The organism is Chromobacterium vaccinii (assembly GCF_000971335.1).
GTDB lineage: Bacteria > Pseudomonadota > Gammaproteobacteria > Burkholderiales > Chromobacteriaceae > Chromobacterium > Chromobacterium vaccinii.
Genome location: NZ_JZJL01000061.1, coordinates 1 through 19,739 on the forward strand (window position 1 = coordinate 1; position 19,739 = coordinate 19,739).

Consider the following 19,739-nt stretch of genomic DNA (forward strand, 5'->3'; position numbering starts at 1 on the left):
TTTGGCCTTTCTGGATGGTCTTTGCGGGCACCGCATCCGCTCGAGCGGTTGGCGACTGGGATCTTGCCGGGCAGTCAAACTGCTTGCGGTGGCTCGGGATCTAGCAGGCTGTCGATTTCGGTTTCATTCCAGACGGCGATGCCATTTCGTTCCAGCAGGCTGGCGGCTACGCCCTGTCCATCGCGCAGCGTGGCTGAAAAACTGCCGTCGTAAATCCGGCGGTTGCCGCAGGAGGGGCTGTTGGCTTTGAGCAGTGCCTGGGCGCAGCCATGCTGCAGGGCCGCATTCAGGGTGCGCTCCGCGCCGGCGATGAAGGCGGCGCTGACGTCATCGCCGTCTGCGCTCTGGATGCGAGCCACGCCGGCCAAGGCATCGCCGCCGTTTCCTCCGACAATCTCGGCGGCGGGCCTGGGGGTGGGTAGCCCGCCCAGGCATTCCGGACAGACGGGAATCAGGTCGAAGCGTTGCCTCAAGGTTGTCCATCGCGGGCTGGACAACGGTTTGGATTGGCCATCGTAGCGTACGGGCTGTCCCAGCAGGCAGGCGCTGACCAGCAGCGTCGGTTTTGTCATTTCAGTCTCGTTTCCAGCAAGTCCGCCAATTGTTGCACGGCGGGGCGCATCGCGTGGTCGGCGATGCCGGCATAACCCAATACCAGTCCGTTGCGATAGGGTGTATCCAGAAAATGGCGGGCCAGCGGGCGCAGCCACAGCTGGCGCTCCGCCGCAGCCGCTTGCAGTTCCCACTCATCGAAACCATCCGGCAGTTCCGCCAGCAGATGCATGCCGGCATCGCCGCCATGCAGGGGAAGAGCCGAGCCGAGGCGTTGTTCCAATGCGTGCCGCAGCAGTTGCTGACGCCGCTGGTACAGCTCGCGCATATGCCGGATATGGCGGGCGAAGTGGCCTTGCTCGATGAAGTCGGCCACCGCGGCCTGCTGGAGGTAACTGCCCTCGCCTTGCAGCCTGGCCTGGCAGCGGCGGTAGGGATCGACCAGTTCGGCCGGCAGCACCAGGTAGGCCAGCTTCAGTCCGGGGAACATCACTTTGCTGAAGGTGCCGACATAGATCACGCGGCCATCCTGATCCAGGCTTTGCAGCGCGGCCAGGGGCGCCGAGGCGTAGCAGAATTCGCCATCGTAATCATCCTCCACGATCCAGCTGTCGTGGCGGCGGGCCTGCGCCAGCAGCTCCAGCCGTCGCGGCAGGCTCATCACCGCGCCGGTCGGGTACTGGTGGGCGGGCGTGGCATAGATGAGGCGCGGCGGATCGGCTGCCGGATCCGGAAACAGCCCCTGCGAATCAACGCGGATGGCCTGGCAGCGCAGGCCCGCGGCCAGCATGGCGGCCTGCGCTCCGGTATAGCCGGGCTCTTCAATCCAGGCGGTGTCTCCGGGCTCGGCCAGCAGCTGGGCCAGCAAGGTCAGCGCGCTTTGGGCGCCGGGAACGATGACGACCTGTTCCGATTGGCAGCGGACCGATCGCGTCAAATGCAGGTATTGGCTGAGGATGGCGCGCAACTCGGGCAATCCGCCTTGATGCTGATAGTGCAGCCATGCCAGCGGCGCGCTCCGTTGCCGCCGGCTCAAGCATTGTTGCCATTGCTTGTGGGGAAAGAGCCCCAGTTCGGGTTGGCCCGGCACGAAGGCGCCGAGCTTGCGGGCAGGCAAACGGCTGGCATTGGCCAGGGCTTGGCCGCGGAGGGAAAGCTGGCGCGGGAGCGTATCGGCGTTGGCGGGTTGGGGCGCTGCGTCGCCGAAGGCGTCGCAGACATAGGTGCCCGATCCGTGACGGCTTTCCAGATAGCCTTCGGCCGCAAGCTGATCATAGGCGGAAAGCACGGTATTGCGGCCCAGCCGCAGTGTCTGCGCCAGCGCGCGGCTGGCGGGCAGAGCGCTGCCGCCGGCCAGCCGGTGCAAGCGTATCAATTCGCGCAGCTGTCGATAGAGCTGGCGCGACAAATGCTCGGGGCCATTGCGCGTCAGCCGGGGCTGCAGGTAATCGACTATCCAATCATTGCTCAAAGTGGTTCCATTAAATTGGCTTAAGTGGAGCTTTTCTGGTGATGACTTTGAACTTAGCATAACAGTATTCCATGCACGCAGAAGGACAGGCTCCATGATCAGCCAACAGGAGTTTTACGAAGCCAAGCTGGCTTACGAGATCGATGCCGCCGATGTGGCGCAAGCGCTGGCGGAAGGTGGCCGCTCGCTGCTTCTGATCGATACCCGCAGCGCCGAAGCATTCGGCCATGAAACCATCCCCGGCGCGCTCAGCCATCCGCACCGGCTGATGACGATGGAAAGCACCGCCGACCTGCCGCGGGATATCACGCTGGTGGCGTTCTGTGACGGAATCGGTTGCAACGGCTCGACCAAGGGTGCGCTGAAGCTGGCGAAGCTGGGATTCAAGGTGAAGGAGCTGCAGGGCGGCCTGGATTGGTGGAGGCGCGACGGCTACGCCACCACCCGCGATGCTGGTTGCGGCAAGGAGGTGTGCGATGCGTGCTGATTGGGATGCGCTGGCGCAGCCGGCGGAAGCGAACGCGAATGGCCAGATGGTAGGCATGCCGGTTGAGTGGGAGGGGGCGCGGCATCCGCCGCGCAGCCTGTTGGCCGGATGCTATTGCCGGGTGGAGCCGTTGAGCCTGGGGCGCCATGGCGCGCAGTTGTTCGACGAGCTGCATCGGATGCCGGGCGGCGCGAACTGGACCTATCTCAGCCACGGCCCGTTTTTCCGTTTGGAAGACTGGCAGCAATGGGTGGCGGCGAACGAGGCGCTAGACGACCCGCAGTTCTACGCGATCGTCGACGCGCGCGACGACGCGGCGATCGGCCTGTGCAGCTATCTGCGCATCGCGCCGGCTGATGGCAGCATCGAGGTGGGTTTTCTCAATTTTTCGCCTCGCCTGCAGCGCAGCCGGCTGGCCACCGAGGCGATGTATCTGATGATGCGCAATGCGTTCGAGCTTGGCTACCGCCGTTACGAATGGAAATGCGACGCGCAGAACGCGCCGTCGGTGCAGGCCGCCTTGCGTTTGGGCTTCACCTTCGAAGGTCTGTTCCGTCAGGCCCGCGTCAACAAGGGGCGCAACCGTGATACGGCCTGGTTTTCCATCCTGGACCATGAGTGGCCGGCGCGCCGGGTGGCGCTTGAAGCCTGGCTGCATGAGGGCAACTTCGATGCCGGCGGCCGGCAACGGACCAGTTTGGCGAGGATTGTTGCGGCGCGGTAGTAAATCGCGCGGCAGGCTTCAAGCCAGAGGATGGCGGCGCTACAATAGGTGCTTGTAAACGTAGATAGTGTCGCCTGATGAAATCCCTGCCGCGCAATGCCCGTATTCGGGGCGAACCCTACCTGCCCAACCGCTTCATTTTCGGCGATGCCGTTGACGAGCAGGGTTTGGAGGGCGCCGAGTACCTGATGCATACCGAATCTCCCGCCTTTGTCTGCCGCCTGGTGGGCAATGACGATACCGACTTCCCTGGCCGCGAACGCGATGGCCTCGCGAGCGCGATGCTGTATGACGAGGAGGAAAGCCTCACCATCTATGTCTGCAATCTGCGTTTGAGGCTATTCGACTTCAATTTCTACGACGAAATCGAGCCCAGCGTCGGCGAGCTGCAGGATATCTGCGACGAGGCGATGCGCGTCTACCAGCGCTTGCACAAGGCCTATGCCGATCGCGACGCCGCCGGTCCGGAGCCGCGCGAAATGCGCATCGGGCCGACCAAGCCGCTGCCGCCGGCGGAGCGGCAGCTGGCGGTAGGCAAGCTGGCGGAGCAGGCGCGCCAGGCGGTAGGCAAGCCGATGGAGGGCGCGCAGTTGGCGGCAGCGGTGCAAATGGCGTTGTTGGCCGGCGACCAAGCGGTGTTCACCGAGGCGCAGCTGTCATTGGGGGCAGAGCCGGCGGCGCGCCAGCTGCTGGTGAACAGCGCGCGCGACGCGGTGGCCTTTCCCGAGGTGATGCGCAAGGATGGCAATGTGATGTCGTTCGAGCTGTGGGCGCTGCCGTTCGCGTTTTCCCGCAGCCAGGGCGGCGTCTGGTGGCACTTCCCGCGGTTGGAATCGCTGGAGGTGGCGCTGGCCGACGCGCTGGAGGTGCCGGAAAAATCCATTCTGTGGATTTCGCCGACGCTGTTCACCGTGGACATGCTGAATGAGCGCGCCTGCCAGGACCTGGTGCAACTGGCGCCGGTGATGGATGCCGGCTGCGATTTCGCGCCGTTGGACCCGGAATCGTCGCGCGCCACTTTCGACGCGGCGCGCAAGACGGTCGAGCCGCAGTTGGTGATGAGCTGGATCCCCTTCCTGGTGGAACGCGGCGCCCTACCGCCGGAACGAGCGCGCCGCCTGGCGCGCCGCGCGCTGGACGCATCGATGCCGCTGGTTCAGCAGGCGGTCGCCGCCGAGATGGAATACGGCGAGGCCGAGCTGTTCGCACCGCTGCCGTGGTGGGAGGCGCTGTCCAGCGGCATGCGCGCCTGGAACCGCAAGCGGCTGGGCATATCGGTGGCCTTGCTGGCGACCAGCCAGGGCGGCATCGAGAAGCTGGAGGCGGTGGCGGAATACCAGCCGGAGATCCAGGGCTACGAAGTGGGCCTGAGGCTGAAGGGCAGCGATGAAGTCGCCGCCCGCGTGCCGTGGCTGGTGGTGCCGGATGTGGCGCCCGATCGCGACGCGTGCTGGCGCGATCTGGCCGATTGCCTGAAAGAGGCGGGCATTCCGCTGTCGCAAAGCGTGGCGCGGCTGCATTGAGCGGCGGGTTGCGAAAAACAGAAAGGGGCCATTGGCCCCTTTTTCTTTTGTCCGGCTACTTCTGCCAGTAGGTTTTGACGTTGACGAATTCGTACAGGCCGAATTCGGACAGCTCGCGGCCATAGCCGGAGGCCTTGACGCCGCCGAAGGGCAGCCGCAGATCGGAACTGGTGTGGCGGTTGACGAATACGCTGCCGGCTTCGATCTGGCGGGCCAGCGTCCAGGCGCGGTCATTGTCGGCGCTGTAGATGCTGGCGCCCAGGCCAAACGGGGTGTCGTTGGCCAGTCGAATCGCGTCGGCCTCATCCGCGGCGCGCAGGATGCCGGCCACCGGGCCGAACACTTCTTCGTGGTAGATGCGGCAGCTGGGATTGACGCGGTCCAGCACGGTGGCGGGATAGTAGAAGCCCGGCGTGTGGGGCATCTGTCCGCCCAGCTTCAGTTCGGCGCCGTGGTGGCAGGCGTCCAGCACCTGGGCGTGCAGCGCTTCCCTCAGGTCGGCCCGGGTCAATGGCGACAAGGTGGTGGCCGGATCGCGCGGATCGCCGGCGCGCAGCTTGGCCGCCTCGGCGCAGAAGGCGCTGACGAAGGCATCGGCGATTTCAGGTACCACGATCATCCGCTTGGCGGCGTTGCAGCTCTGGCCGGCGTCTCGGAAGCGGGAATTGGCAGCGTCGCGCGCGGCGGCCTGGACGTCGGCGTCGGCTAGCACGATGAAGGGGTTGCTGCCGCCCAGTTCGAGCACGGTTTTCTTCAGGTGCCGGCCGGCCAGCGAGGCGATCACGCGTCCGGTCTGGGTGGAGCCGGTGAAGGCGACGGCGTCGCATTGGCGGATCGCCTCTTCCACCAGCTCGGTTTCGATCCAGGCCATGTCCAGGACATGGATGCCGGCTTGCCGGACGATGTCCAGCAGCAACTGGCTGCATTGCGGAACCGACGGCGCCGGCTTAACCAAGCAGGCATTGCCCGACATCAGCGCAGGGATCGCAAAGCGGAGCACCTGCCATACCGGATAGTTCCAGGGCATGACCGCGAGCACCAGGCCCAGAGGCTCGAAGGCTACGCCGCTGCGACTGGCCTGGGTGGGGATGTTCAGCGACCGCAGCAGTTCCGGCGCCAGTTCCGCGTAATAGCGAATCAGTTGCGCTGACTTGTCTATCTCCGCGAGGCACTCCGGCGTGCGTTTGCCCACCTCCAGCGTCACCAGATCCGCCAGCGCTTCACGTTGCTGGGACAGCAGGTCCGCCAGGCGCAGCAGCGCCGCGGCGCGTTGCTCCACTCCTTGGGCGGCCCAGCCGCTTTGAGCGGTTCGCAACTGTCGCAGGCTTTGTTCCAGGGCCGGCATGTTCCAGGAGGAACGGGTGAAGCAGACTTCGCCGGAAGAGGGATTGCAACTGGTGAAGGCGGTCATGATCAGAGGAGGGCAAAGACCTTAATGTAACAAAAAATCATGGATGGGATGACGATTTGGGTTGGATTTGATTGTGGTTTCTGCGCATTCGCTAGACAAAATTTCATCAAATTTTCCTGTCCTATTTGTCAGATTCAGTTATTTCGGTCTGGTCTTACATTTCTCCTGCCTATACGAACCAATAATAGGAGGTTGAAATGAAAGAATTTTTTCCGCTGAGTCAAGATGGACTGGTACTGGAATGGGCGAATACCGAATCCAGGATGAAACAGCTGTGGGCATTCCGACACAGGATCTTTCGCGAGCAGCTGCAGTGGGTGCCTTTATGCGAGGATGGCTTCGATAGGGACGCGTACGATGACTTTTCTGACAATCTGATGTTGTCTCGCGGGGGCCAGGTTGTCGGCGCGATACGCCTGACGACGGGGGACCATCCTTTCATGCTGGAGGTGGAGTTCTCGCGATTGCTGGCGCCTGGCGAGCGAATAGGCAAGGGATGCGAGTATTCGGAAATCACCCGTCTGGCGGTGGACCGGAGCGTGCTTGGCGCGCGCGAATCCATCATGGCGGCCAGGCTGTTGTACTTGGGGGCGTGGCTCTGGTCGCAAGTACGCGGCGTGCGCTGGATGTATTTCGTGGTGGAGCCGGTGTTTTACCGGCGATTGGTGATGATGGGCTTCCCCATCGTACCCGTGGGCATCCCCCGCCCTCTGGATGGCGGGGTGATGTCTATGACTGGTCTGCTGGACTGGGGGCAGGCGAAAACGGAGCTTATCCGTTCACTAAATCGCGGGGTGTCATCGCCAAGTGCATGCCAAGAACTATGGCATGAGTACGATTATTCGCATTGAGCTTGCGGATCACGTTAGCGACGTGAAACTTCACCGTCCTCTCGCTGATGTTGAGGATGGTGGCGATTTCCCAGTTGGTCTTGCCGCGGCTCATCCAGTGGAAGATGTCGTATTCCCGTTGCGACAGCGGCATATTGCTGGGAGAAGCTGGCGGCAGATTCGCGATGCGGACCGCGGCTTGGTGCAGATGGGGCGTCAGGCAATTCAGCATGGCAACCAGCGCCGCGTTGCGGCTGGGTTCCTTGCCGCCGAGAGATAGGATGCTGCCGACGTTGTTGCGATCGGACGCCGCGCTGAAGGTGATTCCGCTGGCCATGCCGTTGCTGGAGGCTTCAGCGATGAAGCGTTTTTCCTCCGCGCCCTTGGCGCGGCTGAAGCGCTCCTCCCAGATCACCGGCCCCTGGCCCAGATGGATGCGCATGATCGGGTCGTGCTGGGCGAAGTTTTCCTGAGAGTACTGGTCGAGCCAGTCAGACGGGTAGCTGACGTTCAGCACCTTTTCCATGCGCTGGATCTGGTTCTGGTTGTTCAGGCGGCCGAGGACCAGAATGATGCGGTCCGACGGGGCCTGGGTCAGGATGTTGTCCAGGAAGGCCTTGAGCTCGCCTTCGGTTTCGATGTGCCCGGCCATGTGAATCCACTCCAGCAATGTCCATTGCTGCGACGCGGTGAGTCCGGCCGGGAGCGGTCTTGCATTGATGGGTTTTGAAGTCACCATGAGCGGGTCTTCCTTGTTCTTGGTTCTGTGTGCCGCAGATAGTACCCCACATGCTTGTTGCATGTAAGACCCTGCGGATTTGAATTCATATGAATTGTTGCTTTTTCGTCATTGAGTATACCAAATTTGTAAGAGCATGAATCCTAGGAAAATTACTGATAATTCATCATTTTGTTTGTCATAACGGCATTCGTTACAAATAGAAACATGCCGGGAGGGGAAAAGAATTTGACTTTTTTATAATTGTAAAAACGATGAAATTGATTTGCATCTGCGATGACAAGGGCATGATTTGTCTGCAAATAATGCTTTGCTTATATTTATTTTGCAAGATGCGCCTGACGTTGCGATGAGTGAGGATGTCGCATTTCACCTTCACTTCAATGTCATAAATTGTAAGCAATGACTAATAAATTCTGGCAAGCGAACGCTTTAAAGCGCATAATTGGATCGCATAAAATAATTGATAAGCCAGCGGTGCCCGTTCGAGGACGCGGCTGTCAAACATCGGGGATGTAGGGTAGGCAGTCGACGCGGCCAAAGTGGTGGATAGTATATGAGATTAAACTATATTCTTTAATATCATGCAGAATTGATGTAAGCTGTTTTAATAAATAGCTTCAATTCTGTGAACGATCCGACTGCTCGCCAGACCAATCAATCAGGCAAAACAGCATGGATCGCTTCAGGAATCGCCCCGCTTATGGATACCTTAAAAGCACTCATGGTCTTCATGACCACAGCCGAGAACGGCAGTTTTTCCGATGCCGCGCGCAAGCTCGGCGTCTCGCCGGCCGCGATCAGCCAGAGCATTGCCCGCTTGGAGCAGGAACTGGAGGTGCGGTTGTTCAATCGCACTACCCGCCAGTTGACTTTGACCGAAGACGGCCGGCGCTTCTACGCGCAGTGCCGCGGTCCGGTCAACAATCTGGATTCGGCGATCAACCAGTTGAAAGCCAGCCGCGACGAGCCGGCCGGCCATCTGCGCGTCAGCATGCCCAACTCCTTTGGCCGCCGCTTCATCTTGCCCATCATGGGAGAGTTTTGCGAACGCTACCCCAAGATCAGGGTGTTCTTCGGCCTGGATGACCATTTCAGCGATTTGATCGAGGATGGCTACGATGTCGGCGTCCGTACCGGCATGATGCCGGACAGCCGCATGGTGGCGCGCAATCTGGCGCAGATGCCTCTGTACGTGGTGGCCTCTCCCGAATATTGGGACCGCCACGGCCGGCCGTCCGCTCCCGAGGAGCTGAGCGGCTACGATTGCATCAACTTCCAGTTTCCGACTTCCGGTCGCCTGTTCAAGTGGGAGTTCGACCGCAAGGGCGAGCGCATTCCGCTGGAGGTGAACGGCACCTATACACTGAACGACATGGAGGCGGTGGCCGAACTGGCTCGTCTGGGCATGGGCGTCGCGCAGCTGCCGGGCCACGAGGTGGTGCACCTGATCCGCAGCGGCGAGCTGGAGCCGGTGCTGACCGACATGGTGTCGCTGGAGCGTTCCATCTACATTTGCTTCCCGCACCGCGACCATATCGCGCCGCGTACCCGCGTTTTCGTCGATTACGTGGTGGAGAAGCTGGCGGACCATCCGGACATCATGGCGGATCTGCCGGGATTGGATCTGTCGGCCAAGCGCAGCGCTTTGCAACAGAGCGTGGGCGTGCTCTGAGCAGCCTTTCCCCATGCGAAGAAAACCGGCGCCGCGGCGCCGGTTTTTTCATGGCAGCGTGGCGGGGGAATGGTTTTCTCCCACCACTTGGTCCCGGCCTGCTTGCTTGGCGGCGTACAGGCAGATGTCGGCGCGGTGGACCAGGCTGTCTGGCGTGTCGTCGTCGGCCAGGGTCGCCACGCCTATGCTGGCGGTGACGCGGAGCGCCGGATCGAAGTCGGTTTCGCGCAGCAGCTGGCTGATGCTTTCGGCCAGCGCCAGCGCGCCGTCCTGCTCGGTTTCCGGGCAGACGATGATGAATTCCTCTCCGCCCCAGCGGGCGATGGTGTCCAGCTGGCGCGCCCGCTGGCGCAGCACCTGGCCGAAGCGCTGCAGTACCTTGTCGCCGACCAGATGGCCATGGCTGTCGTTGATGTGCTTGAAGTGGTCGAGATCGATCAGCAGAACCGAGTAGCGGCGGCCCGAGCGGCAGCTGCGCTCGGTTTCTCGCTGCAGCGCCTGGTTGGCGCGCCGGCGGTTGGCCAGGCCGGTGATGTCGTCTCGCTCGGCCTGGCGGCGCAGCGCTTTCAGCAGCTGGCGAGCTTCCCGCAGCCGGCGGATGGCGAACCAGGTCATGGACAGCGCCAGCGTGAAGCTGAGCAGCAGCACCTCGTCCAGTTGCGAGGCCGGGTGCTGGTGCAGCCAGATGTCCAGCTTTTCGAACAGATCCCAGTGAATGAACAGCAGATAGCAGCCCAGATTGAGCAGCAGGATCAGGGTCAGTTCCTTGCGTATGCGGCGGGCGCTGAACGGCCAGGGATTCATGGTGCCCCTGCGTGGGTGGCGGACTATTTTCTTGCTAGCCCATCCCGCAGGCCGGGGCAAGCGGTCGCTCAGGCCGCCATCATTCGCGCCAGCGGCGTCTGGCTCCAGTCCACGCTGTCCAGCAGGTTCTTGATGATCAGGCCCAGCTCGGTATCGCCTTCAATGGAGAGCTTGCGCTGGAAGAACAGCGTGTCCGGGTCTTCCTCGCGCAGCATCATGCGGGCGAAGTCGCAGCCGTTGGCTGCCAGGCGCAAATCAGGCTCGCCGCGGCTGGCGACGAAGGCGTCGCCGCTGGCGGCGAAGCCCAGCCGCAATCCGGCATCCTTGACGTGAACCTCGAAGCGTTTGCCGTCCAGCAGCGCCATGTCCACCGGCAGCACGCCGCGTTTCTTCAGCAGATTCAGGGCGGCGGCCAGCAGCCGGCTGGGCGGCGCGGAGGGCAGCCGCGACAACAGCCGGGCGCCGGCGGCCGGGAAGGTCAATTCTGGAACGCGCATCAGTGGGTCTCCTCCAGCGCTTGGATGCCGGCCTGGCCGCGCCAGTAACCGTCTACGAGTTCGCCAGGGGCCTGGGCGCGCAGGCCGTCCAGCAGCGAGCCGGAGCCGTCTTGACCATCCAGCCGCTGGCGGAAGGCCTGAACTACGGCTTCGGTGCCTTGCGCCTGCGGACTGATCCGCGCCCGGCCCGCGCCGGCGGCGTGCAGCTCTTCCAGGCGCGGCAGCAGCGCGTGGCAGCCGTCGGACATGGTCTGGATGCCGTTGATGGCGAGGAAGGGCTGCCCTTCGCGAGTGTCCAGCCTGAGGCCGTCGGGATGCTCCAGGCAGCGGAACTGGCAGTCATCCTTGTTCAGGTTGTAATGGCGGGCGGTGAAGCAGCGCGAGGACAGCGCCAGCGGCAACCGTCCCCAGGCGAACACTTCGGTATCGATTTCCAGCTGCTGGCCGCGGGCGGCTTCCAGCAGCGCGGCCAACGTGTCGCGGCCCATTTCCACCGGCGGCAGCCAGCGGTAGGCGCCCAGGCGGCGCATCAGCGCCAGCGTGTCGGCGTTGTAAATGTTCAGATGGGCGCCGGCGACGAAGGGCAGCTTCTTTTCATTGGCCAGCCGCACCGCGCCGAGGTCGTTGGCCTCGATCGCCAGCTGGCCGTTGTCGACCATCTTGCGCAGCCGCTTGAGATCGGACTCGCTCTCGATCAGCGCCTGGCAGGACAGCACCACCTCGCGGCCGGTCGAGGCGAGATCGGCGGCCAGCGAAATCCAGTCCTGGCTGCGCAGCTGCTGGCGGCGGCCGCATACCACTTCGCCCAGGTACAGGGTATCCAGCGGCCACTCGGCGGCTTCGGCGTAAAAGCGGAGGATGTCGTCGCGGCTCCAGAAGAACAACACCGGACCGAGCGACAGTTTCATGGGAATGGGATTCATGCGGGTATCCATGCGGCGGCTCATTTCCATGGCCGGTCATAGGCGCCCAGCGTCTGCTGGCGTCCTTCGGCCACCTTGTTCAGCGCCTGTTGCCAGGCAGGCAGCACCATGAAGCGGTGCCGCTCGCGGCCGGCGGCGTCCAGCGCCTCGCGCAGCGCCCTCGTCACCTGGGCGACGTAGGCCGGGCTGCGCTGGCGGCCTTCGATCTTGATCGCGGCCACGCCCATGTCCAGCAACTGCGGTAGCACCGCCAGCACATTGAGGCTGGTGGGCTCCTCCAGTGCGTAATAGGTATCGCCCTGCACGTCGAAGCGGCCCTTGCACAGCGTTGGGTAGCCGGCGGGCTGGTCCAGGCCGTATTGGTCGATCAGGATGCCGGACAGGCGCGCGTCCAGGCTGGACGGCGTGTTCTGCCACTGCACGTACTTGGCCGGCGAGCAGACGCCGTGGCTGTTCGGCGATTCGCCGGTGGCGTAGCTGGACAGCAGGCAGCGGCCCTCCACCATCACGCACAGGCTGCCGAAGCCGAATACTTCTATTTCTACCGGGCTTTGCTCGATCACTTTCTTGACCTGCTCCAGGGTCAGCACCCGCGGCAGCACCGCGCGGCGCACGCCGAACAGCTCATGGGCGAGGCGGATCGCCTCGTGGTTGGTGGCCGAGCCCTGCACCGACAAGTGCAGCCGCAGCGCGGGATGGTGGCGGCTGGCGTAGTCGAGCAGGCCCAGGTCGGCCAGGATCACGGCGTCGACGCCGAGGTCGGCGGCCTGGTCCACCGCCCGGCGCCAGCGGCTGATGTCGCCGCCCTGGGCGTAGGTGTTGATCGCCATCAGCACCTGGCGGCCGCGGTCATGCGCGTAGCGGATGCCGACGCGGGCGGTGTGTTCGTCGAAATTGAGGCCGGCGAAGTTGCGGGCGTTGGTGTCGTTTTTCAGGCCGAAGTAGACGGTGTCGGCGCCATGGTCGACGGCGGCCTTGAGCGCGGGCAGGCTGCCCGCCGGACACACCAGTTCCGGCAGTTGCTGACTGGCTGGCATCGGATAATCACGGGTAGGGGAAATGCGGGGACAGTAGCAGATGGGCGTCCGGCCGCCCTTGTTTTGGGTCAAGGAGCGCCGGGCGCGCTATTTCGGAGCGGTCAGGCTCAGGGTGAGGCTTTCGCCCTCGCTATCGGTCCAGTTCACGTCCACCCGGGCGGTGGGGCCGCTATCGTTGCCGCGGCAGCGGAACCGGGCCAGGGTGCCGCTGGCGGCGGCCGGCGCGTAACTGCCCTGGCGGCAGTCGGCGGGCTTGCCGGTTTTCCGCTGCTCCAGCGCCGCCTGGGCCAGATTGGTGGCGGTGTTGTAATCGTTGGCGGCGATCTGACTGTGCAGCAGCTGGGTTTCCAGCCGCAGCAGGCCCAGCGCGCCGACGGCCAGCACCAAGAGGCTGATCATCATTTCCAGCAAGGTGAAACCGCGCGGGGCTCGGGTCTTCATGTGTCCATCCAGCTGTAGGGCAGCGCTTTGAAACGGCCGCCGCCGTTCTGGCCGCCGCCGCTGTCGGGCGGGGCGTCCGGCCGGAACGAGTCGGGCAGTCCGCGCAGGTCTATCGTGGTGCTGGCGCCCCATTGGTGCGGCCGCGCGCCCTGGCCGCCGGACTGGGCCAGCGCGCTGACGTAGCCGTGTATCGTGGTGCTGCCGCTGGAAAACAGCTGGTTGCCGGCCCAGACATTGCCGAACACCCGGCTGGACGAGCCCAGCGTGATGTCGCCGCCATGGAAGCGCTTGTCGACGTAGCCGCCGGCCAGCAACACCGCGTTGCCCACCGGCCGGCCCTTGAACGCGCCGCCGCGGCAGTCGTCTTCCGGATAGAGGCTGGGGAAGTCGACATTGGCGCAGATGCCGATCGCGCCGGCGTAATTGACCGCGTAGCTGACGTGCTGGCCGCTGGTGGCGATGTTGCCGCTGGCGATGAAGGTGTTGTGGTAGGTGCCGTTGCCAACCTCCAGGTCGCCGTCGAACCACAACACGCCGGGCGCGAAGGTGACGCCGTCCAGCTTCCATTGGCCTGGGCGGCCGCCGGCGAAGCAGTCGTTCTGCGGGGAATGCCCCTTGCAGATCAGCGTCGCCGGCGCGCGGCAGACGCCGCTGGCGTCGGCGGTTCTGCACAAGTAGTTGGGCAGCCGGTTGTCCGGGTCCCGGCCCAGCCGGTATTCGCCGTCGGCCAGGCCGTGGACCTTGCGCACCGTCACCCGCACGCCGCCGTCGGCGGCATGGGTGAACACGTAGTGGGCCTGGCCGCGGTAGTCGTAGGCGTCCAGGCGCGGACGTTTCACTTCCAGCGGCGGCAACGGCTGCAGATTCAGTTTCAGGCCGGGCTGGAACGCGATGCGAATGTCGGGATTGCCCGCGTTGTAGCTGGCGGCGCCGGCGACGGTGGCGGCGATGGGCGCGCCCCAGCCCTGCACGCTCAGGCGGCCTTCGGCGCGCAGCGCGTCCAGCGCGCCGATCTGGCGGATGTCGACCTTGCCCTCTGCATCCAGCTGGCCAAAGCGGGCGCCGCCCATCGCGATGTCCACGTCGCCCTTCACCTCGGCCCGAGCCACTGCCGGCGCGACGCTCGGGCTGTTGAGGAAGGCGGCCTTGCCGTTGACCCGCGCCAGCGCGCCGATCGCCGCGTCGCCGCGCAGCGTCAGGTTGCCGAGCGCCTTCACCGTCTGGTAGCGGCCGTTTCCCAGTTCGATATTGCCGTTGGAGTACAGGGTATTGATGGTTTGCGATCCGGTGACGATGATGTCGCCGGTGCTTTGCAGGGTGGCGATGCCGTCTACCGAGCCGCTCAGCGTCACCGCGCCGTCCACCGTCATTTCCACCGGCTTGTCGCCGATCAGGTTGATGGCGCCGCTCAGCTCCAGGTTGCCGACCAGAGTCAGCGCGCTGCTCGATCCGCCCTGGTTGCCGCTCTGGAGGAAGTCCCGCTGCACGGTGACGCGATGGCCGTCGTAGTTGCCGGTGCTGCGCAGCCGCATCCGGTCCGGGGGGATAGCCTGCTGTGTGAGCGAGAAGCGGTCGTTATCCGCCGGGAGTGGCTGGCCGTTTGCCAGCGCCTGGCTGCCTTGGCGCAGGCCCTCCTCGGCGTTGTCCAGCGCCTGGTGGTAGCGATGCTGGTTTTGCGCGTTGGCGTGGATCAGCACCAGCTGGCGCGAGGCCGCCAGCAACACCAGGCTGGCGATCGCCAGCAGCGTCAGCACCGCGAACAGCGTGGCGAGCCCGGCGTGGCGGCGGCTCATCTTGCCGCCACTTTGGGGTGATTGCGCAGCGTCACGCTGGTGTGGATGTCCAGCTTTTCCTCCTCCGTGCCGTTGGCGGCGCGGGCGCTGACGGCGATGCCGATCGCGTCGCCGCCGGCTTCCGGGCTGAAGCGCAGCGCGTCGACGACGCCGATGCCGGGTTTGCTCAGGTCGTCCCAGCCGCTGCTGGCGGAGCAGCTCCAGCCGGCCTTGTCGCTGCTGCGCCGCTGGATGCGCTGCCCTTCCAGGCGGAAGGCGAAATAACGGCGCTCGGGCGCGGCGGCGGGCGTGGTCGGATTATCGTAGCCGTAGAGCAGGCAGCTTCCGTCTCGCTCGATGAACAGTTCGCGGTAGGGATTGTCTTCCTCCGCGCCGGAACCGTTCCAGAAGCCGGCGCGGCGAAGATCCATCGCGATCAGCGACAGCGACGCGTCCATCATCGCGCCCAGCTGCGCCTGGCGGCGTTCGCGGCTTTGCTCTCCCAGCAGGCTGACCAGCAGGCCGGACACCACCAGCAGCAGCAGCAGGCCGATGGTCATGCTGATCAACAGCTCCAGCAGGCTGATGCCGCGCGCCGGTCTCATGGGCATCTGGCCTCGCCGACGATGACCAGGCCGGTGGGCAGCAACTGCAGATCCGCCGGCTGGCAGCCGGAGCGGCTGAGCCGCAGCCGCAGTCCGCCGATCATGGCGCCGCCAGGGGTTTCCGGCAGGCCGCGCAGCGGCGTGAAAACCAGCTGCAGCGGCAGCGGATCGGCCATGTCCAGCGCGATGCCGGCATGCTCGGCGCTGCCGACGCACAGCAAGTCGCGGGCGGTGTCGCATGGGTCCTTCGCGTCGCTCTCCGATACCCGCAGCAGCCAGGCGGCGCCGTCGCGGCGGAAGGTCACCCAGATCTTTTTCTGCCGGGTGGCGGCGCTCTTGCGCGCCAGTTGCAGCCCGCGGTCGATGTCGTCCAGCGCGCCTTGCAGCTGCTGGCGCGCGATCCAGCGGCCCAGCGCCGGCAGCGCCTGGGTCAACAGCGCCAAAGCCAGGACCAGCACCACCAGGAGCTCGATCAGGGTGACGCCTCGCTGCTCGCCGCGCATCATCGTCACCAACAGGCGGGCGGCGTCAGGCTGACCGTCTGCTGCCGCTGGGTGAGCGTGATGGTCTGGCAGTCGCGGTCCCCGGCCTGGGCGCCGCCGGGTTTGGCCGTGGCCTGGACGTAGAAGTCGGACGCGGGCTTGCTGCCGGTTCCGGTTTCCAACTGGTAATGCTTTTGGGCGCTGACGCCGCTGGCGTAGGGCGTTTTCAGGTCCGCCAGTCGCGAGGCGTATTCGGCGTGAAAGCCCCGATAGCGTATTTGCGCCTGCTGCAGCTGGTACAAGGCGTCCAGCGCGTCGCTGCGGCGGCTGCGCTGCATATGGCTCTGGTAGGAGGGGATGGCGATGCCCGCCAGGATGGCCACCACCGCCAGCGCGATCAACAGCTCCAGCAGCGAAAAACCGCGGGTTCGGAGGGAGGCGGGAAGGTCGCTGATCATCTGGCGGCGGACTCCGGGGGCAGGGACGGGATAAAGGGCTGCATCGCGCGTCCCTACTGTGTCCTAGAAGCCGCGGCCGGCGCAGTCAAGCCGGCGAGACCGATCAGAGCAGCGGCATGACCAGTTTGGTTTTGGCCACCAGCACGATGTAGATCACCGCGAGCAAGGCGGCGATGAAGGCCGCCGCGCGGCGCCGCGGCGTGGAGCCGCGCAGCGCGATGGTGCCCAGGGCCACGTAGGCGACCAGGCCGGCGATCTTGGCCAGCAGCCAGGGGCTCTGCAGAATGGGCCAGCCGCCCATCACCACCAGCGCGATGGCACAGGCCAGCAGCAGGGTGTCGATCACGTGCGGCAGAATGCGCAGCGGCTTGTTCTGCAGCAAGTGGCCGCGGCCGCCCAGCACCAGCGCGCCGCGGGCGGCGAACAGCAGGATGGACAGATAGGCGAAGCCCATGTGGGCGTGCTTGACGATCAGATAGGGATACATGGCGGTCCGACGGTTGAGGCGCGCAGCGCGCCGATGCCGGCCATGGTACACGGCGCGGCCGGCGTTTTGTAGCGAGCGCGGCGCGGGGCGGCGGGGCGGAAAAACGAAATGTCATCATCATCGGCGTATTGAATGTCATCCGCGCGGGGCGGGCATTGATGGGCGTCAATCGCCGCCGGTTCCCCGGCCGGCCGCCGCGCGATGCTACAATCCGGCCATATCCGCATCCAGGCGCGCGCACTCCATTCCATGCTGTTTCTTTATCAATCCAATCGTCTCGAGCAACTGGGCGAGCTGTTCTGCGGCATGACCCAGGCGATGCCGCTGGCCGATCCGTTCGCGGCGGAGACCGTGATCGTGCAAAGCCGCGGCATGGGGCGCTGGATCACGCTGGACGTGGCGCGCAAGGCCGGCATCGCCGCCAATATCGATTTCGCGCTGCCGGCGGCCTTCGCCTGGCGGCTGATGCAGCTGGTGATGCCGGAACTGCCGCGCAAGTCGGCCTTCGTGCCCGAGGTGCTGGCCTGGCGGCTGCTGGCGCTGCTGCCGACGCTGGAGGGCGAGCCGTTCGGTCCGGTGCTGCATTACCTGGAAGGCGGCGAGGCCGCGGCTTTCGAGCTGGCCGGCAAGATCGCCGACATCTTCGACCAGTACCTGGTGTTCCGCCCGGACTGGATCCGCGCCTGGGAGGCCGACGAGCTATTGGGCCTGGGCGAGGACGAGGCTTGGCAGGCCGCGTTGTGGCGGCAGCTGGCCGAAAGCGATCCGGGCCGCCACCGGGTGCGGATGCTGGACCAGTTTTTCTCCGAGCTGAAACCCGAGCACCTGCCGCCGAGGGTGACGCTGTTCGGCATCGCCAGCCTGGCGCCGATGTATCTGGCGCTGGTCAAGCGCCTGGCCGAACTGACCGACGTCTGCCTGTTCACGCTGAACCCGTGCGAGGCCTACTGGGGCGACATCGTCGACGCGCGCCGGATGCTGAAGCTCAGGCAAGCCGGCGACCTGTTCGCCACCCAGGGCCATCCCTTGCTGTCGTCGCTGGGCAAGCAGGGGCGCGACTTTTTCGAGCTGATCGCCGAGGACGCCGAACTGGACGCCAAGCCGCTGTTCGCCGCGCCCAAGGGCGCCAGCCTGCTGGCCCGGCTGCAGCGCGACATCCTGGAGCTCAACGATCCATCGCAATTGCCGCGGCCTTCCGACCCGGCCGACGATTCGGTGGAGGTGCACGCCTGCCATGGCCCGATGCGCGAGCTGGAGGCGTTGAAGGACCGGCTGCTGGCGATGTTCGCCGCCGACCCCAAGCTCAGCCCGGCCGACGTGGCGGTGCTGACGCCGGACATCAACGCCTACGCCCCGTACATCGACGCGGTGTTCGGCCGCCGCGACGACGCGCCCAATATCCCGTACAGCATCGCCGACCGCCGTGTCGAGCGCGAGCAGCCGCTGCTGTCCACTTTCGCCGCCGCCTTGAAGCTGGCCGATTCCCGCTTCGCCGCCGACGAAGTGCTGGCGCTGCTGGATTGCCCGGCGCTGCTGGCGCGCTTCGACCTGGCCGACGCCGACCTCGCCTTCATCCAGGACTGGGTGCGCGACGCCGGCATCCGCTGGGGGCGGGACGCCGCGCACAAGGCTTCGCTGGGCCTGCCGGCCGAAGCCGCCTACACCTGGCGCTGGGGGCTGGACCGCCTGCTGTTGGGCACCGTGCTGCCGCCGGCGCTGGCCGGGGACGACGCCGGACTGTTCGCCGGCCTGCTGCCGCACACCGCCGCCCAGGGCCAGCTGGGCGAGGCGCTGGCGCGTTTCGCCGATTTCTACGACGCGCTGGACGCGTTGGCCGGCGAATGGTCGACGCCGGCTTCGCCGCAGCAGTGGGCGCAGCGCTTCCACCTGGCTTGCGACAGCCTGTTCCTGGCCGATGGCGACGACGAGGCGGCGCTGGAGCTGCTGTGGGAAACCTTCGCCGAGCTGGCCGGAGACGCCGATCTGGCCGGCTTCGGCCAGCCGGTGGGCCTGTCGGTGGCGCGCGACTGGCTGCTGCGCAAGCTGTCGCTGTCGTCGGCGCAGGGCTTTCTGTCCGGCGGCGTGACCTTCTGCGCGATGGTGCCGATGCGCTCGATACCGTTCCAGGCGCTGTGCCTGGTAGGCATGAACGACGGCGCCTATCCGCGCGACGAGCGGCCGGTCAGCTTCGACCTGGTGGCGCGCAATCCGCGCCGCGGCGACCGTTCGCGCCGCTTCGACGACCGCTACTTGTTCTTGGAGGCCATCCTGTCCGCCCGCGGCCGGCTGTATCTCTCTTATGTCGGCCAGTCGGCGCGCAGCGGCGAGCCCTTGCCGCCGTCGCCGCTGGTGTCGGAGCTGCTGGACACGCTGTCGGCGATGTGCGGCGAGGATATGGCGGCGCGGCTGACGCTGCGCCATCCGCTGCAGCCGTTCTCGCCCAAATCGTTCGACGGCGGCGACGCGCGGCTGGCCAGCTTCGAGCCGGCTTTCGCCGCCGCGCTGGCCGCGCCGGCTGCCGAACCCGCCCCTTTCGTCGCGCCGCTGCCGGACGAGGCGGCGGCGACGGTGGTCAATCTGCACGATTTCATCCGCTTTTGGCAGAACCCGGCGCGGGCCTGGCTGGCCGACCGGCTGGCGCTGCGCGTCGCCTACCGCGACGAGGCGCAGCCGGCGCGGGAGCCGTTCGCGATGGAGCGCGACGCCAGCCACGCGCTGCGCCGCCAGCTGGTGGAGGCGATGCTGCACCGCAAGCCGTCGGCGCCGGTGCGGCAGCGGGTGGCCGCCGCCGGCTTGCTGCCCTGCGGGGAGCTGGGCCAGG

At 65.5% G+C, this 19,739-nt stretch carries 20 protein-coding genes; 6 read left to right on the top strand and 14 right to left on the bottom strand.

What is annotated here, in order from left to right:
- Positions 1-74 precede the first annotated feature (74 nt).
- A complete protein-coding gene (locus VL52_RS20510; RefSeq protein WP_046158790.1) occupies positions 75-572 on the bottom strand; it encodes a 2-thiouracil desulfurase family protein in 498 nt (165 codons plus the stop codon).
- Positions 569-2,023, bottom strand: a complete 1,455-nt coding sequence (gene pdxR, locus VL52_RS20515) for a MocR-like pyridoxine biosynthesis transcription factor PdxR (RefSeq protein ID WP_046158791.1) — start codon at positions 2,021-2,023, stop codon at positions 569-571. Before pdxR ends, VL52_RS20510 begins: the two co-directional genes overlap by 4 nt.
- Positions 2,024-2,117: 94 nt before the next feature.
- Here pdxR and VL52_RS20520 point away from each other — a divergent pair, with 94 nt between their 5' ends.
- From VL52_RS20520 to VL52_RS20530, 3 genes are all read left to right on the top strand, one after another.
- Positions 2,118-2,510 (top strand): rhodanese-like domain-containing protein, encoded by a 393-nt coding sequence (locus VL52_RS20520; protein ID WP_046158792.1) that lies wholly within the window; start codon positions 2,118-2,120, stop codon positions 2,508-2,510.
- Positions 2,500-3,234, top strand: a complete 735-nt coding sequence (locus tag VL52_RS20525) for a GNAT family N-acetyltransferase (RefSeq protein WP_046158793.1) — start codon at positions 2,500-2,502, stop codon at positions 3,232-3,234. The genes VL52_RS20520 and VL52_RS20525 overlap by 11 nt, the downstream gene beginning before the upstream one ends.
- Positions 3,235-3,311: 77 nt before the next feature.
- A complete protein-coding gene (locus VL52_RS20530; protein ID WP_046158794.1) occupies positions 3,312-4,757 on the top strand; it encodes a hypothetical protein in 1,446 nt (481 codons plus the stop codon).
- A 55-nt stretch (positions 4,758-4,812) separates the two neighbouring features.
- Here the strand turns inward: VL52_RS20530 and VL52_RS20535 are convergent, their stop codons facing one another.
- A complete protein-coding gene (locus VL52_RS20535; RefSeq protein ID WP_046158795.1) occupies positions 4,813-6,168 on the bottom strand; it encodes an aldehyde dehydrogenase family protein in 1,356 nt (451 codons plus the stop codon).
- A 197-nt stretch (positions 6,169-6,365) separates the two neighbouring features.
- On the opposite strand from VL52_RS20535, the gene VL52_RS24195 reads away from it, so the two are divergent.
- Positions 6,366-7,019, top strand: coding sequence for an acyl-homoserine-lactone synthase (locus VL52_RS24195; RefSeq protein WP_082107354.1), 654 nt, complete (start codon positions 6,366-6,368; stop codon positions 7,017-7,019).
- On the opposite strand, the gene VL52_RS20540 is transcribed toward VL52_RS24195, so the two are convergent.
- Complete coding sequence (locus VL52_RS20540; RefSeq protein WP_081665865.1) at positions 6,940-7,800, bottom strand: LuxR family transcriptional regulator; 861 nt, start codon at positions 7,798-7,800, stop codon at positions 6,940-6,942. The genes VL52_RS24195 and VL52_RS20540 overlap by 80 nt on opposite strands.
- 640 nt (positions 7,801-8,440) lie before the next feature.
- On the opposite strand from VL52_RS20540, the gene VL52_RS20545 reads away from it, so the two are divergent.
- Positions 8,441-9,412 carry a LysR family transcriptional regulator gene (locus VL52_RS20545; protein WP_046158796.1) on the top strand — a complete coding sequence of 324 codons (972 nt, stop codon included), beginning with the start codon at positions 8,441-8,443 and terminating at the stop codon, positions 9,410-9,412.
- Positions 9,413-9,460: 48 nt separating this feature from the next.
- Here VL52_RS20545 and VL52_RS20550 read toward each other — a convergent pair whose 3' ends face one another.
- The 10 genes from VL52_RS20550 to VL52_RS20595 form a co-directional block, all read right to left on the bottom strand.
- The gene (locus tag VL52_RS20550) at positions 9,461-10,216 is read right to left on the bottom strand and encodes a GGDEF domain-containing protein (RefSeq protein ID WP_052729441.1); all 756 of its coding nucleotides are present in this window, start codon (positions 10,214-10,216) and stop codon (positions 9,461-9,463) included.
- Positions 10,217-10,284: 68 nt separating this feature from the next.
- On the bottom strand, positions 10,285-10,713 hold the full coding sequence (gene ubiT, locus VL52_RS20555) for a ubiquinone anaerobic biosynthesis accessory factor UbiT (RefSeq protein WP_021475639.1): 429 nt from the start codon (positions 10,711-10,713) through the stop codon (positions 10,285-10,287).
- Complete coding sequence (locus VL52_RS20560) at positions 10,713-11,636, bottom strand: U32 family peptidase (protein WP_046158804.1); 924 nt, start codon at positions 11,634-11,636, stop codon at positions 10,713-10,715. The genes ubiT and VL52_RS20560 overlap by 1 nt, the downstream gene beginning before the upstream one ends.
- 20 nt (positions 11,637-11,656) lie before the next feature.
- The gene (ubiU, locus tag VL52_RS20565) at positions 11,657-12,673 is read right to left on the bottom strand and encodes a ubiquinone anaerobic biosynthesis protein UbiU (RefSeq protein WP_046158797.1); all 1,017 of its coding nucleotides are present in this window, start codon (positions 12,671-12,673) and stop codon (positions 11,657-11,659) included.
- Between the two features lie 87 nt (positions 12,674-12,760).
- On the bottom strand, positions 12,761-13,114 hold the full coding sequence (locus VL52_RS25095; RefSeq protein WP_046158798.1) for a type IV pilus modification PilV family protein: 354 nt from the start codon (positions 13,112-13,114) through the stop codon (positions 12,761-12,763).
- Positions 13,111-14,907 (bottom strand): DUF4097 family beta strand repeat-containing protein, encoded by a 1,797-nt coding sequence (locus VL52_RS25100; protein ID WP_046158799.1) that lies wholly within the window; start codon positions 14,905-14,907, stop codon positions 13,111-13,113. Before VL52_RS25100 ends, VL52_RS25095 begins: the two co-directional genes overlap by 4 nt.
- Entirely contained in the window at positions 14,904-15,497 is a 594-nt protein-coding gene (locus VL52_RS20580; protein WP_046158800.1) for a prepilin-type N-terminal cleavage/methylation domain-containing protein, read from the bottom strand. Before VL52_RS20580 ends, VL52_RS25100 begins: the two co-directional genes overlap by 4 nt.
- Entirely contained in the window at positions 15,488-15,994 is a 507-nt protein-coding gene (locus VL52_RS23570; protein ID WP_160298974.1) for a GspH/FimT family protein, read from the bottom strand. The genes VL52_RS20580 and VL52_RS23570 overlap by 10 nt, the downstream gene beginning before the upstream one ends.
- A gap of 5 nt (positions 15,995-15,999) precedes the next feature.
- Positions 16,000-16,431, bottom strand: coding sequence for a type IV pilin protein (locus tag VL52_RS20590; RefSeq protein WP_046158801.1), 432 nt, complete (start codon positions 16,429-16,431; stop codon positions 16,000-16,002).
- A 103-nt stretch (positions 16,432-16,534) separates the two neighbouring features.
- Positions 16,535-16,918 (bottom strand): SirB2 family protein, encoded by a 384-nt coding sequence (locus VL52_RS20595; protein ID WP_046158802.1) that lies wholly within the window; start codon positions 16,916-16,918, stop codon positions 16,535-16,537.
- 249 nt (positions 16,919-17,167) lie between these two features.
- Here VL52_RS20595 and recC point away from each other — a divergent pair.
- Positions 17,168-19,739 (top strand): exodeoxyribonuclease V subunit gamma (recC, locus tag VL52_RS20600; RefSeq protein ID WP_046158806.1); only part of this gene is annotated, 2,572 nt, incomplete at its 3' end.

What these genes read in the sequence shown, in the direction of transcription:
- VL52_RS20560 (WP_046158804.1), bottom strand. Translation starts at nt 11,636, where the DNA reads ATGAATCCCATTCCCATGAAACTGTCGCTCGGTCCGGTGTTGTTCTTC.
- VL52_RS20590 (WP_046158801.1), bottom strand. Translation starts at nt 16,431, where the DNA reads ATGATCAGCGACCTTCCCGCCTCCCTCCGAACCCGCGGTTTTTCGCTG.
- VL52_RS20510 (WP_046158790.1), bottom strand. Translation starts at nt 572, where the DNA reads ATGACAAAACCGACGCTGCTGGTCAGCGCCTGCCTGCTGGGACAGCCC.
- VL52_RS20550 (WP_052729441.1), bottom strand. Translation starts at nt 10,216, where the DNA reads ATGAATCCCTGGCCGTTCAGCGCCCGCCGCATACGCAAGGAACTGACC.
- VL52_RS20540 (WP_081665865.1), bottom strand. Translation starts at nt 7,800, where the DNA reads ATGCAACAAGCATGTGGGGTACTATCTGCGGCACACAGAACCAAGAAC.
- VL52_RS20595 (WP_046158802.1), bottom strand. Translation starts at nt 16,918, where the DNA reads ATGTATCCCTATCTGATCGTCAAGCACGCCCACATGGGCTTCGCCTAT.
- VL52_RS25095 (WP_046158798.1), bottom strand. Translation starts at nt 13,114, where the DNA reads ATGAAGACCCGAGCCCCGCGCGGTTTCACCTTGCTGGAAATGATGATC.
- VL52_RS25100 (WP_046158799.1), bottom strand. Translation starts at nt 14,907, where the DNA reads ATGAGCCGCCGCCACGCCGGGCTCGCCACGCTGTTCGCGGTGCTGACG.
- VL52_RS24195 (WP_082107354.1), top strand. Translation starts at nt 6,366, where the DNA reads ATGAAAGAATTTTTTCCGCTGAGTCAAGATGGACTGGTACTGGAATGG.
- VL52_RS20580 (WP_046158800.1), bottom strand. Translation starts at nt 15,497, where the DNA reads ATGCCCATGAGACCGGCGCGCGGCATCAGCCTGCTGGAGCTGTTGATC.
- VL52_RS20535 (WP_046158795.1), bottom strand. Translation starts at nt 6,168, where the DNA reads ATGACCGCCTTCACCAGTTGCAATCCCTCTTCCGGCGAAGTCTGCTTC.
- VL52_RS23570 (WP_160298974.1), bottom strand. Translation starts at nt 15,994, where the DNA reads ATGCGCGGCGAGCAGCGAGGCGTCACCCTGATCGAGCTCCTGGTGGTG.
- VL52_RS20545 (WP_046158796.1), top strand. Translation starts at nt 8,441, where the DNA reads ATGGATACCTTAAAAGCACTCATGGTCTTCATGACCACAGCCGAGAAC.
- ubiU (WP_046158797.1), bottom strand. Translation starts at nt 12,673, where the DNA reads ATGCCAGCCAGTCAGCAACTGCCGGAACTGGTGTGTCCGGCGGGCAGC.
- VL52_RS20530 (WP_046158794.1), top strand. Translation starts at nt 3,312, where the DNA reads ATGAAATCCCTGCCGCGCAATGCCCGTATTCGGGGCGAACCCTACCTG.
- VL52_RS20520 (WP_046158792.1), top strand. Translation starts at nt 2,118, where the DNA reads ATGATCAGCCAACAGGAGTTTTACGAAGCCAAGCTGGCTTACGAGATC.
- VL52_RS20525 (WP_046158793.1), top strand. Translation starts at nt 2,500, where the DNA reads ATGCGTGCTGATTGGGATGCGCTGGCGCAGCCGGCGGAAGCGAACGCG.
- ubiT (WP_021475639.1), bottom strand. Translation starts at nt 10,713, where the DNA reads ATGCGCGTTCCAGAATTGACCTTCCCGGCCGCCGGCGCCCGGCTGTTG.